The sequence below is a fragment of the Ningiella ruwaisensis genome (genome assembly GCF_004798935.1).
Lineage (GTDB): Bacteria > Pseudomonadota > Gammaproteobacteria > Enterobacterales > Alteromonadaceae > Glaciecola > Glaciecola ruwaisensis.
Map to the genome: position 1 here is coordinate 82,545 of NZ_RAHT01000002.1, position 12,268 is coordinate 94,812.

A 12,268-nucleotide genomic window follows, 5' to 3' on the forward strand; every position below is an offset into this window, starting at 1 on the left:
AGAATACTTTAAAAAAGTGCCTTATTGGAACTATCTTTAACGTTTTTTCAGCACATTTGCTTTTATCTTGGTGAAACGACAATTATTTCTCGCTATTCATTGACAATGATGGCAAATCCTTAGATAATCCGCACCCTCGATTTTGACATGAATTTAATTTAGGAGTTACACCTTGGCTAACATAAAGTCTGCTAAGAAACGTGCAATTCAGGCTGAAAAGCGTCGCCAGCATAACGCCAGCCGTCGCTCCATGACCCGCACTTGTTTGAAGAAAGTCGTTGCTGCTATTGAAGCTGGTAACAAAGAAGAAGCTCAAACTGCGTATGCAGCAGCGGTACCAGTACTTGACCGCATGGCGACTAAAGGCTTGATCCATAAAAACAAAGCAGCACGTCACAAGAGCCGTTTGAATGCGCAAATTCAAGCGCTAGCGTAACAAGACGTTAGACCTTACTATTTAAGAGACCGGCTTTTGCCGGTTTTTTATTGTCTGCACTTTCATGTTAGCAAGAGATTATCCTACGAAAAGATGCGTGAAAAAGCGCTTAAGCTTTTTTTATTGAAAATACGTAGATAAGAGTAATAATTCTCATAAAAACATTTATCAAAGGTTGCAATAGTCATGCTCAAGTTTCTTTTTCTTATTCCAGTGGTCTTGTGTGTACTTTGGTACGGCTATCTGAACGCTCGAGGATATACACTGGCGCAAGGCAAGCAAGGCTTTTTATATATCATAGTGGTATCAACCTTCATCATTGTTTTATTTACCGCAGCACTCTTGTTAACAAAATGACCGTACTCACGAAATAAAATTAACCGTGAAATAGATATAAAAAACCCCGAAACGCCTTAAGTCGTTCGGGGTTTTTCAAAGCCTTAGCGGGCGAAATTAGTTAATTATTTCAATTTCCGCATTTGCTCTTAATGCCTCAATAAAATTCTGATAGGTACGCTGTGCATATTGACCCATCATTTGTTGTTGAGCTGATGCAAGTGCGTCTTCATCGGGCAAATCAGCCTGATTAACGGCGTTTAACTTAACAATCCCTACATTTCCATTATTAAGCGTCACTACCGAAGAATTATTGGCCGGATCGGGACTGAGTTTAAATGCAGCTTCAACAATTGAAGGCGCCGCCTGATTGCTTGTTCTCGCTAAAGCCTCAATGTCGCGCCAGCTAAGAGACTTCTCGTCGAGCATCGCAGACACATCTTCACCAGAAAACAACTTTGTTTGCAGATTTTGCGCCCATGCCAAGGCATTTTGCTGCGCTTTTTCGGCTTTGAGCGCCGTTTCTATTTCAGTTTTGACCTCATCAAGAGATTTGGTACGCTGAGGTTTGTAATCCGCCATTCGCACAACCATGACTTTTTCGTCACTAACCTGAAGCAGTTCACTGTTAACCGCATCGTCGATAAGCTCAGAAGAAAAGGCCACGTTTTCTATCTGCGGATAATTTACCGCAGAAGGATAACGATTCTCTGAAAAGAATACAGTTTCAAATACAGGTCTATCAACTGCCAAGGCAACTTCTTCGAGTGTATCGGGTACTTCAAAAGCCAAACGCTCCATCTGACCTTGAAGCTCAAAAAACAAATCTGTGGCTTTACTGAGAATCAGATCATCTCTGATTTCATCTTTGACATCTTCAAAGGGGGTAGTTACTGACTCTGTGAGCTCATCGAGTTTAATGATATGAAACCCAAATTCAGTTTCGACTATTCCACTGATTTGACCTTCTTGTGTCAACGCAAACACCGCTTCTTCAAAATCTTCAGGATAATCACCAGGATTCACTTCACCTAAGCTACCTCCAATTTCGGCACTTACAATATCGTCAGAATATTGTTCCGCTAATTGCGCAAACTCCTGACCAGCATTTAGCTCATCTATCACCGTTTGAGCTTCGCTCCTTGCGGCGTCTTCGTCGTCTTCTATCTCAATAAGTATGTGAGACACTGAACGCGATTCTGGCGTTCTGTAAAAGCCTTTCTGTTCTTCGTACTGATTAGCTACTTCTTCGTCAGTAACACTTACGCGGGGCTTTAAATCATCAAGAGATAAACTGACATAAGCTAATTTAACTTGCTCCTGAGTGTCATAGCGATCGATGTTCTCGTTGTAATAGGCCTGGATTTCTTCATCAGTCAGTGTGACTTCATCAAGATAAGTGTCTGCCGAAACTTCTAAAACCGACACGTCCCGAGTCTGCTCTTGCACTTTCAAAGTATTGGCAACGAGTGCACCCACGTCAAACGTTGACCCATTAAGTGCCTGAACGAGCTGTTGGCGAGTCATCTGCGTACGCATGTATTCGGCAAATGAACTTGGAGTATACCCGGCACGAGCAAGTGCTGTGCTGTAAACATCATTGTTAAACTGACCACCTAATTGAAATTCAGGTAATTGAACGATGGTTTGTCGAATTTGCTCATCGCTCACTCTTAAACCCAGTTCTGCGGCTTTTTGGGCGATTAGTTCATCGTTAATTAGACGGTCAAGCACACTCTTTCTAAAGTCAGCCAAATAAGTCTCGTTAGCAAAAAGGCTGGAAATAGCATCTCCGAACTGGGACTCCATTCGTGCTCTTTCGTTTTGATAAGCCAAATCTAAAGAAGATGCAGCAATTTCTTTGTCATTTACAACGGCCGCAGCAGTACTCGCGCTTGAAGACAAATAGCCCCCAACACCTGTAAAAACAAAGCTTACGACAATAAGCGCAACAATCGCCATTGCCCAAGGTCCCTGTATGCCGTCTCTGATTCTCTCTAACATTGCTTTTTACAACCTTTTTTTGTAGTAGCCGGACAAGATACTCAGCCACTTGTTTGTTGATCACAGATACTGCAAATACTGATAGCTACTTGCATCAAAGCGATGCTTTAGGTTACGTTTCGAAATATCTGTTTAGTCAAATAATGGGCGCAAATTATACCTGCACACGCATCAATAGGCGAGATCTACAGGCATAAAAAAAGGCGATGGTAGCATCGCCTTTCGAATTTTGTAAAACTTATCTTAGTTGCAAGCGTCTTTAAGCGCTTTACCTGCTTTGAAAGAAGGTACTTTAGCAGCAGAGATTTGGATAGTTTCGCCAGTTTGTGGATTACGACCACTGCGAGCAGCGCGCTCACGTACTGAGAAAGTACCGAAACCAACTAGTGCAACTTGGTCACCGCTTTTTAGCGCTTCAGTTACTGCGTCGGTAAATGAATCTAGAGCACGACCTGCAGCAGCTTTAGAAATGTCTGCGCCAGCAGCGATTTGATCGATAAGTTGAGACTTGTTCACAATATGATCCCCTTCGTTGTTATTATATTGCTTTTAAGAAAATTAACGTTAATTGCCTTGCTATCACATTTTATTCCATTAATGACGCTTAAGGCTAAACAGTTTTGCTAAAAACGCTTTCTATCCCTTTGTATACAAGGCTTCAAGCGAATTGCTAATAAGGTAGCACAACTTGTGTCGATGTGAATACCCTAATTTTAAAAAAACTTAAATTTTTTGTGATTTTTTGTCACTTTTTTGCTCAAATCAGCCGAAAGTAGGACAGATTGCCTCATTATGAAGCAACCTGTACCGCCTCAATCGGTCTTTCGAGTGCTAAATCGAGCACCTCGTCTATCCATTTAACCGGGTGAATATCTAAATCACCTTTCACATTATCGGGTATTTCTTCTAAATCACGTTCATTTTCGTAAGGAATGATGACCGTTTTTATACCGCCTCTGTGAGCAGCCAGTAATTTCTCTTTTAAACCACCAATGGCGAGCACTTCGCCGCGCAAGGTTATTTCACCCGTCATTGCAACATCACATCTGACCGGATTCCCTGTCAAAGATGACACCAGAGCTGTACACATTCCAATCCCTGCGCTTGGACCATCTTTAGGTGTTGCTCCTTCTGGCACATGAATATGGATGTCACGTTTCTCATAAAAATCAGGATTAATACGTAGTTTTTCAGCGCGAGAACGAACGACTGTTTGCGCGGCTTTTATGGATTCTTGCATCACATCACCCAAGGAGCCGGTAGCTGTCGTTTTGCCTTTTCCAGGTACCACGCTGGTTTCAATCGTTAATAAGTCTCCGCCAACTTCTGTCCATGCAAGACCGGTCACCTGACCAATCTGGTTGTTTTTATCCGCTTTGCCGTAATCAAAGCGTTGAACACCCAAATAGTCTTTAAGGTTATCCTGATTGACAACAACAGGCGATTTCTCTTTTTTAAGCAAGATGTTTTTCACCGCCTTACGACAGATTTTCGAAATTTCCCGTTCGAGTGAGCGCACGCCTGCTTCACGTGTGTAGTAACGAATGATACCGATAATCGCCGACTCTTCGATATTCAGCTCTTTTTTCTTTAATCCATTTCGGGACATTTGCTTTGCAATCAAATGGCGCTGCGCGATATTGAGCTTTTCATCCTCGGTATAGCCAGATAAACGAATTACTTCCATTCTATCTAACAGGGGGCCGGGGATGTTCATGCTATTTGACGTTGCCACGAACATAACGTCCGACAAATCATAATCAATTTCTAGATAATGATCTGAAAATGTCGAATTTTGTTCGGGATCAAGCACCTCAAGTAAGGCAGAAGCAGGATCGCCGCGCATATCTGACGACATTTTGTCTATTTCGTCTAACAAAAATAGCGGGTTCTTCACCCCAACTTTAGACATTTTCTGAATAAGCTTGCCGGGTAAAGAACCAATATAAGTGCGTCTATGACCTCGAATTTCAGCTTCATCACGCACGCCACCTAAGGCCATTCTTACATATTTTCGCCCTGTCGCTTTCGCTATTGATTGACCCAACGATGTTTTACCTACCCCGGGTGGACCGACTAAACAGAGAATTGGGCCTTTTAGCTTCTTCACGCGCTGCTGAACCGCTAAATACTCCAAAATGCGCTCTTTTACTTTTTCCAAACCATAATGATCGCTATCGAGGACATTTTCTGCTCTGCCTAAATCGCGCTTAACAGCACTTCGCTTGTACCACGGAACAGAGACTAGCCAGTCAATATATGAGCGCACAACTGTTGCTTCTGCTGACATTGGCGACATCATTTTAAGTTTATTCAGTTCAGCTTTTGCTTTTTCTTGCGCTTCTTCGGGCATGCGCGCTTCAGTAATTTTTTTATTTAAAGCTTCAAACTCATCTGGCGCATCGTCAAGCTCTCCAAGTTCTTTTTGAATGGCTTTCATTTGCTCATTCAAATAATACTCGCGCTGACTTTTCTCCATTTGCTTTTTCACACGGGTGCGGATTTTCTTCTCAACCTGCAATAAGTCGATTTCGCCCTCCATAAGCGCCATTAAAAATTCCAAGCGCTCCGTCACGCTTCGCATTTCAAGCACTTTTTGTTTTTCAGCAAGTTTAAGTGGCATGTGGGCAGCCATGGTATCCGCAAGACGAGCTGCGTCTTCAATTCCATTCAGCGAAGTTAATACTTCGGGTGGGATTTTTTTATTTAGTTTTACATAGCCTTCAAATTGGGAAATGGCAGATCGAATAAGCACTTCCTGTTCGGCATCATCAATTGCGTCATCATCAAGGATATCCACGTCGCCAACAAAGAATGGCTCAGTGTCTGTAAATTCGCTGACTTTGCCTCTCACGCCACCCTCAACCAGCACTTTAACCGTACCATCGGGTAATTTGAGCAACTGCAGGATGGTTGCAAGCGTCCCGACTTCAAATACATCTTGCGTGTCAGGCTCGTCGATACTGGCGTCTTTCTGCGCCACTAAAAATACTTTTTTGTCATTGTCCATGGCAGCTTCAAGGCACTGAATGGACTTCTCCCTTCCGACAAACAAGGGGATCACCATGTGTGGATATACCACTACATCTCTCAATGCCAGTACAGGCATGCTTCTGAGCAAAGTACTCTCAGTCATCTTTCTCTCTTATTTACTAACGTGCTTGTTTATATGGGGATTGAAATGCAAAGTTCAAAGGGAAGTTAAAAAACAATAAAAAAGGACCGCATGCGATCCTTTATTAACATTGAACTTATTCGGAAGAAGCTGCTTTCTTCTCATTCCCACTTTGATAAATCAGCAGCGGGCTCGATTCCCCTTTGATGACTGTTTCATCAATGACCACTTTAGCCACTTCTGGCTTGGACGGCAAATCATACATCGTCTCAAGCAATACAGCCTCAACGATAGAACGCAAGCCCCTTGCTCCGGTTTTACGTGCCATTGCTTTTTGAGCAATCGCGCGCAAGGCATCTTCTCTGAATTCAAGCTCGGTATCTTCTAGCGCAAATAGAGCAGCGTATTGTTTAGTAATCGCGTTTTTGGGCTCTTTTAAGATTTGGATTAAGGCATCTTCACTTAATTCTTCCAAGCTCGTCACCACAGGAAGTCGACCAATAAACTCAGGAATAAGACCGTACTTCACTAAATCTTCTGGCTCCACCTCTTTGAACAGAGTAGATAAGCCCTTTTTCTCTTTAGTGGTTTTCACTTCAGCACCAAAGCCGATGCCCGTCCCTTTTGCGCTGCGCTGCTCAATAATCTTATCAAGGCCAGCAAACGCACCACCACAAATGAATAGGATCTTTGAAGTATCTACCTGCAAAAATTCTTGCTGAGGATGCTTTCTGCCGCCCTGGGGAGGGACAGAAGCTATCGTACCTTCAATTAGCTTCAATAAAGCTTGCTGCACCCCCTCACCTGATACGTCTCTGGTAATCGATGGGTTGTCAGACTTACGGGAAATTTTGTCAATTTCATCAATATATACGATACCACGCTGCGCTTTTTCAGGATCGTAATCACATTTTTGCAGCAGCTTTTGAATGATGTTTTCTACATCTTCCCCTACATAACCCGCTTCAGTCAGGGTTGTTGCATCAGCCATGGTAAAAGGAACGTCTAATAAACGAGCCAAGGTTTCTGCCAATAACGTTTTCCCTGAACCCGTGGGGCCAATCAACAGGATATTACTTTTACCTAATTCAACGCCATCATGCACATCACCATTCCGTAGTCGTTTATAGTGATTGTAGACAGCTACCGCCAATACTTTTTTGGCATGCTCCTGACCAATAACATAATCATCAAGATGCTTATGAATCTCACTGGGAGTAGGTAAAGCATCTGTCTTCTGCTTCGGTGATATCTCTTTTATTTCTTCTCGAATTATGTCGTTGCATAATTCAACGCATTCATCACAAATGAATACGGAAGGTCCCGCAATTAGCTTGCGTACTTCATGTTGGCTTTTACCACAAAAAGAGCAGTACAATAATTTATTGTCGCCTTCTTTGTTATGGTCATCACTCATAATTATTGCCTTTATTACTTTGGGTATAGATTGACCCGATTTACTTACCTACATCTTCTCTACTGGTCAATACGCTATCAACTAAACCGTAGTCTACCGCTTCTTCAGGGCTAAGAAAGTTATCTCTATCAGTATCTTTAGCGACTTTTTCATAATCTTGACCAGTGTGCGATGCTAATAGTCTATTTAATTTTTCCTTCATAGACAGCAATTCTTTAGCATGTATTTCAAAGTCTGAAGCTTGTCCCTGAAAGCCATATAGCGGCTGATGGATCATCACTCTAGAGTTTGGCAGGCAATAGCGCTTTCCTTTTGCGCCTGCACTTAACAAAAACGATCCCATGCTTGCTGCCTGCCCCATGCAAACAGTACTCACGTCTGGTTTTATGAAGTTCATCGTATCATAAATTGCCATTCCAGCGGTGACAGAACCGCCTGGGGAATTGATGTACAAGAAAATATCTTTTTCGGGATTTTCCGCTTCTAAAAATAGCATTTGGGCCACGATTAAGTTAGCCATATGGTCTTCCACTTGTCCAACTAAAAATATCACGTTTTCTTTTAATAAACGTGAGTAAATATCGAAAGAGCGCTCTCCACGAGAGGTTTGCTCTACCACCATTGGCACAAGTGCGTTAGATATATCTGGAGTCGTATTAGTCATCTTATCTCTTATGTGTAAAAAAAATGCCCGGATAGTCCGAGCATTTAATCAGTTGATAACTGCTTAAGTCAATCACTAGACGACAATTTACGCCTTTTTGTTCATAACTTCGTCAAAAGATTTTTTCACTTCAGTGACGTTTGCTTCTTCTAATATGGCGTCAATTGCCTGCTCTTCAAGGGCCAAGTTTTGAATTTGCTGAAGTAGTTCCTGATTATTTTTGTAATATTCGATTACTTCACTTGGATCTTCATACGCAGAGGCCGTTTGTTCGATCAAGGCATCTACGCGAGCTTCGTCAACTTTTAGTTCTTTTTGCTTGATGATCTCACCTAAAAGCAAGCCAACACTGACTCGACGCTTAGCGTTGTCAGTAAACAAGTCTGCTGGTAACTCAGGCATGTTCGCCTGTTGCCCCTGTTGTGCAAAACGTTGTTTTGCTTGCTCTCGAAGTGCGTTAACTTCCTGTTCAACTAAAGCAGCAGGCAAATCGAGTGAATTCTTTTCAAGCAAACCAGCGATCACATTTTCTTTAAGCTTTGACTTTAATGTCTGGTCAAGCTCTCGCTGCATGTTCTTTTTCACTTCTTCTTTAAGTGCTTCAACACCGCCCTCTTCAACACCGAAAAGTTTGGCAAATTCATCATCAACTTTAGGTAGGTCTAAGCCATCGACCTTTTTCACAGTGATTTTAAATTCAGCGTCTTTCCCTTTTAGGGCTTCAGCATGATAGTCTTCCGGAAAGGTCACTTTAGCAACAACTTCATCGCCTGTTTTTGCACCAACAAGTGGATCTTCAAATCCAGGGATCATCTGTCCTTTGCCTAGCTCAAGAGGGAAATCTTCAGCTTTACCACCGTCAAACTCTTCACCGTCTATTGTGCCTACAAAGTCAATCGTTACCTTGTCTCCTTCTTTCGCTTTACGCTTCACTTCTTTAAACGTGGCGTGCTGCTTTTGAAGGGTTTTCATCATATCGTTAAGGTCTTTTGCCTTAATCTCTACAACTGGCTTTTCAACTTCAATTTCACTGACGCCTTTAACTTCAATCTCTGGGTAAATTTCAAAGGTAGCGGCAAACTCTAAATCCTGACCGTCTTCATCTTTGGTTAAGTCAAAGCTGGGCATGCCCGCAGGATTTATTTTTTCCTGCATGATGGCTTCGTAAAAATGACGCTGCATTACATCGCCTGCTACTTCCTGACGAACTGCCTTACCAAAGCGCTTTTTGATTACACTTACAGGTACTTTACCTGGACGAAAACCGTTTATACGTTGTGTTTTTGCTAATTGTTGTAAACGTGCTTTAACCGCTGAATCGACAGATTCGGCAGGAACGGTAATAGTAAGACGGCGTTCTAACCCTTGAGTCGTCTCTACAGACACTTGCATTCTTCTACCTCAACTATGCGCTATGCTGCGCGTTGTGAAATCTCTGTAACCAAAGCTACAAAGCTTTGTACAAATAGTAAGCGCAATGAATCAAGCCTAATTTACTAGTATTGACACGCGCCCGCGTTAAAAAAGGACGCCAGATTATACAGAGTCAGGCCGAATGAGTCGAGCGCTTTAAGGGCCTTATTCGTTATTTTTTATTCATCAGAACGAAAGGGGGAGAAATTTTGCAGAAATATGCGTGTTGATCAGATTCTGAGCATCGTTGCTATCATGAACTAATCTAGCTTGATATATCCTTTGTCAGGTAGACGACGTCCCCAGTACCAACAGTGTATCCAGCCCGCAGGAAAAAATAAAACAGACAGAATGAAAGACTGTAGCACAACGGAAGTCTGACGTTCGGTCTTATTTTTCGCTGACTTATAACTTAATGTTGCCATCAGTATCGCATTCATCAAAATGAGCACGCCAATTACGGCAAAATCAAAATACATAAGTTACTCTTATTACTCGCTGAAATGTTGTGACAACATGAGCCAAGAGTAATTCAATTTAATTGCTTAGCTTACCAAGACAAAATGGTCGGTGAGATAGGATTTGAACCTACGACCCCTTGGACCCAAACCAAGTGCGCTACCAAGCTGCGCCACTCACCGGAGATACTTTATTGATGGTGCGGAAGGAGAGACTTGAACTCTCACGCCGTGAAGCACTGGAACCTAAATCCAGCGTGTCTACCAATTCCACCACTTCCGCTTAAAGAAAATGTTGTGAAAAGAAAGTGGGGTGGACGATGGGACTTGAACCCACGACAACCGGAATCACAATCCGGGGCTCTACCAACTGAGCTACGCCCACCACTGTCTTTTTGATGCTTTGCTTTGCTCCTTCCGAAACATGGCGCGTCCGGCAGGATTCGAACCTGCGACCCACGGCTTAGAAGGCCGTTGCTCTATCCAGCTGAGCTACGGACGCTCGTCGAATCACATGCAAAGCAAAAGTGGTCGGTGAGATAGGATTTGAACCTACGACCCCTTGGACCCAAACCAAGTGCGCTACCAAGCTGCGCCACTCACCGACAGCGTATTGATACAAAAATGAGTAAACTTATTACTCAAAAGGAGCATCGCTACGGGGGGCGCATATTACCGAGTTGAGGGTATATCGTCAAACATTTTTTAGCATAAACCCTGCTTTTTTTAAGGGCGTTTAAAATACGCTCAAAGTCCGCTCTTTTTTAAAGCAGATTTGTTTTTTATTTTTGCTAGAAAATTTGAAGCTTTAATGTGCGAGTTCTCGCTTAAATATGCCTGCCTTGTGACAAGGGTCGTGAATTTGCTTGCACCTTCAGATACAATCCCGTCATCAGAACCTTACAAGAGAACTATGCTCTAATTATGCGCGCTCAACTCATTGATGGTAAAAAAATTGCCAAACACGTAAGACAAACGGTTGCAGCTCACGTTGAAACACTTGCAGAAGCTGACAAACGCTTACCAGGGCTTGCAGTCGTTTTGGTTGGAAGCAATCCTGCTTCGCAAGTATATGTGGCAAATAAAACGAAAGCTTGTGAAGAAGTGGGGTTTGTATCAAAGGAATATAAATTGGCCCCAACTATCACACAGCTCGAACTAATTGAGTTGGTTGACGAACTCAATCAGGACCCAGAAATTGATGGAATACTGGTTCAACTGCCTTTGCCAGCCGGCTTACACGCAGAAGAAATTCTGGAACGCATTCATCCTAATAAGGATGTTGATGGCTTTCATCCTTACAACATCGGTAGATTAGCGCAACGCATGCCAGCTTTACGCCCCTGCACGCCTAAAGGCATCATGACCATGATAGAGTCTACCAAAAAGCCCATAAAGGGCCTCCATGCTGTGATAGTAGGTGCCTCAAATATTGTTGGACGTCCAATGGGGCTTGAGCTGTTGTTAGCCGGATGCACTGTCACCACATGTCATAAATTTACTCAAGATTTAGCGAGCCACGTCAAACGAGCCGATTTACTGGTTGTTGCAGTAGGCAAACCGCATTTTATACCGGGTGAGTGGGTTAAACCTGGTGCCATTGTTATCGATGTTGGAATTAATCGATTAGACGATGGCTCATTAACTGGTGATGTTGAATACGAGACCGCCAAGGAAAGAGCAGGCTGGATAACTCCGGTTCCCGGTGGTGTTGGCCCCATGACAGTAGCGAGCCTTATTGAAAACACCCTGGAAGCGTATGTGAAATATCATAGTACTCCAAACAAGTCGATTACCTGAACTATGCAAAACGATCATCCAAGTACGGACATTACAAAGATCATTGAGCGAACCTTTGCATGGCTTGATAAAGTAGTCATTGCTGAAAATTTCTGCCCCTTTGCCAAAGCGGTGAGAGAGCAAAACAGGATACATATTTCTGTGCAGCAACAAAGCGATATTTCTTCGTTGTTGCGTCAAGTTGTCAGCGAGTGTGAAAACCTTCTCGCTCACGAGCGGATTGAAACCAGTTTGCTTATTTATACAAATTCACTGAAAGACTTTGACGACTATCTGGATTTTTTGGATATGGCGAATGAGCTGATTGCAAGCGCCGGTTTTGAGGGCAAACTTCAACTTGCCAGCTTTCATCCCAACTATGTATTTGAGGGCGCTCCTGAAGATTGCGCCAGTCACTATACCAACCGCTCGCCCTACCCCATGCTACATATTTTAAGAGAAGATAGCATTACTAAGGCGCTCGAAGGATTTTCAAAACCAGAGAACATTCCAACGCGGAATATTGAGCATGCCAAATCACTTGGCGCAGGTTTTTTTTTAAAGCTGCTGTCATAGACGATGCGCGTTAATTAATGCACTACTTATTATTATATTGATAAGAGCGTAAATAAATTGATAAGAGCGT

General features: G+C 42.8%; 10 protein-coding genes and 5 tRNA genes. 3 read left to right on the forward strand and 12 right to left on the reverse strand.

Going from position 1 to position 12,268, the window contains the following annotated elements; genetic code table 11:
- Positions 1-172 precede the first annotated feature (172 nt).
- Positions 173-436 carry a 30S ribosomal protein S20 gene (gene rpsT, locus D6V41_RS03825; RefSeq protein ID WP_136250164.1) on the forward strand — a complete coding sequence of 88 codons (264 nt, stop codon included), beginning with the start codon at positions 173-175 and terminating at the stop codon, positions 434-436.
- A 453-nt stretch (positions 437-889) separates the two neighbouring features.
- Here rpsT and D6V41_RS03830 read toward each other — a convergent pair whose 3' ends face one another.
- From D6V41_RS03830 to D6V41_RS03885, 12 genes are all read right to left on the reverse strand, one after another.
- The gene (locus D6V41_RS03830; protein WP_136250165.1) at positions 890-2,776 is read right to left on the reverse strand and encodes a SurA N-terminal domain-containing protein; all 1,887 of its coding nucleotides are present in this window, start codon (positions 2,774-2,776) and stop codon (positions 890-892) included.
- 243 nt (positions 2,777-3,019) lie between these two features.
- On the reverse strand, positions 3,020-3,292 hold the full coding sequence (gene hupB, locus D6V41_RS03835; RefSeq protein ID WP_136250166.1) for a nucleoid-associated protein HU-beta: 273 nt from the start codon (positions 3,290-3,292) through the stop codon (positions 3,020-3,022).
- 274 nt (positions 3,293-3,566) lie between these two features.
- On the reverse strand, positions 3,567-5,912 hold the full coding sequence (lon, locus tag D6V41_RS03840; RefSeq protein WP_136250167.1) for an endopeptidase La: 2,346 nt from the start codon (positions 5,910-5,912) through the stop codon (positions 3,567-3,569).
- A 115-nt stretch (positions 5,913-6,027) separates the two neighbouring features.
- Positions 6,028-7,308 carry an ATP-dependent protease ATP-binding subunit ClpX gene (clpX, locus tag D6V41_RS03845; protein ID WP_136250168.1) on the reverse strand — a complete coding sequence of 427 codons (1,281 nt, stop codon included), beginning with the start codon at positions 7,306-7,308 and terminating at the stop codon, positions 6,028-6,030.
- A gap of 40 nt (positions 7,309-7,348) precedes the next feature.
- Positions 7,349-7,972 carry an ATP-dependent Clp endopeptidase proteolytic subunit ClpP gene (gene clpP / locus D6V41_RS03850; protein WP_136250169.1) on the reverse strand — a complete coding sequence of 208 codons (624 nt, stop codon included), beginning with the start codon at positions 7,970-7,972 and terminating at the stop codon, positions 7,349-7,351.
- 87 nt (positions 7,973-8,059) lie between these two features.
- Positions 8,060-9,364, reverse strand: a complete 1,305-nt coding sequence (tig, locus tag D6V41_RS03855) for a trigger factor (RefSeq protein ID WP_136250170.1) — start codon at positions 9,362-9,364, stop codon at positions 8,060-8,062.
- A 281-nt stretch (positions 9,365-9,645) separates the two neighbouring features.
- Positions 9,646-9,864, reverse strand: coding sequence for a hypothetical protein (locus D6V41_RS03860; protein ID WP_136250171.1), 219 nt, complete (start codon positions 9,862-9,864; stop codon positions 9,646-9,648).
- 85 nt (positions 9,865-9,949) lie between these two features.
- A tRNA-Pro gene (locus D6V41_RS03865) sits at positions 9,950-10,026 on the reverse strand.
- A 15-nt stretch (positions 10,027-10,041) separates the two neighbouring features.
- Positions 10,042-10,126, reverse strand: a tRNA-Leu gene (locus D6V41_RS03870).
- Between the two features lie 26 nt (positions 10,127-10,152).
- Positions 10,153-10,228, reverse strand: a tRNA-His gene (locus D6V41_RS03875).
- A gap of 40 nt (positions 10,229-10,268) precedes the next feature.
- A tRNA-Arg gene (locus tag D6V41_RS03880) sits at positions 10,269-10,345 on the reverse strand.
- A 26-nt stretch (positions 10,346-10,371) separates the two neighbouring features.
- Positions 10,372-10,448, reverse strand: a tRNA-Pro gene (locus D6V41_RS03885).
- A 319-nt stretch (positions 10,449-10,767) separates the two neighbouring features.
- Between D6V41_RS03885 and folD the strand changes: the two genes are divergently transcribed.
- Both folD and D6V41_RS03895 read left to right on the forward strand, forming a co-directional pair.
- Positions 10,768-11,643 carry a bifunctional methylenetetrahydrofolate dehydrogenase/methenyltetrahydrofolate cyclohydrolase FolD gene (gene folD, locus D6V41_RS03890; RefSeq protein ID WP_136250172.1) on the forward strand — a complete coding sequence of 292 codons (876 nt, stop codon included), beginning with the start codon at positions 10,768-10,770 and terminating at the stop codon, positions 11,641-11,643.
- 3 nt (positions 11,644-11,646) lie between these two features.
- Complete coding sequence (locus tag D6V41_RS03895) at positions 11,647-12,198, forward strand: DUF1415 domain-containing protein (RefSeq protein ID WP_136250173.1); 552 nt, start codon at positions 11,647-11,649, stop codon at positions 12,196-12,198.
- Positions 12,199-12,268: the final 70 nt, after the last annotated feature.

Coding starts and splice junctions, on each gene's coding strand:
- D6V41_RS03830 (WP_136250165.1), bottom strand. CDS start 2,776: ATGTTAGAGAGAATCAGAGACGGCATACAGGGACCTTGGGCAATGGCG.
- lon (WP_136250167.1), bottom strand. CDS start 5,912: ATGACTGAGAGTACTTTGCTCAGAAGCATGCCTGTACTGGCATTGAGA.
- clpX (WP_136250168.1), bottom strand. CDS start 7,308: ATGAGTGATGACCATAACAAAGAAGGCGACAATAAATTATTGTACTGC.
- clpP (WP_136250169.1), bottom strand. CDS start 7,972: ATGACTAATACGACTCCAGATATATCTAACGCACTTGTGCCAATGGTG.
- tig (WP_136250170.1), bottom strand. CDS start 9,364: ATGCAAGTGTCTGTAGAGACGACTCAAGGGTTAGAACGCCGTCTTACT.
- D6V41_RS03860 (WP_136250171.1), bottom strand. CDS start 9,864: ATGTATTTTGATTTTGCCGTAATTGGCGTGCTCATTTTGATGAATGCG.
- folD (WP_136250172.1), top strand. CDS start 10,768: ATGCGCGCTCAACTCATTGATGGTAAAAAAATTGCCAAACACGTAAGA.
- D6V41_RS03895 (WP_136250173.1), top strand. CDS start 11,647: ATGCAAAACGATCATCCAAGTACGGACATTACAAAGATCATTGAGCGA.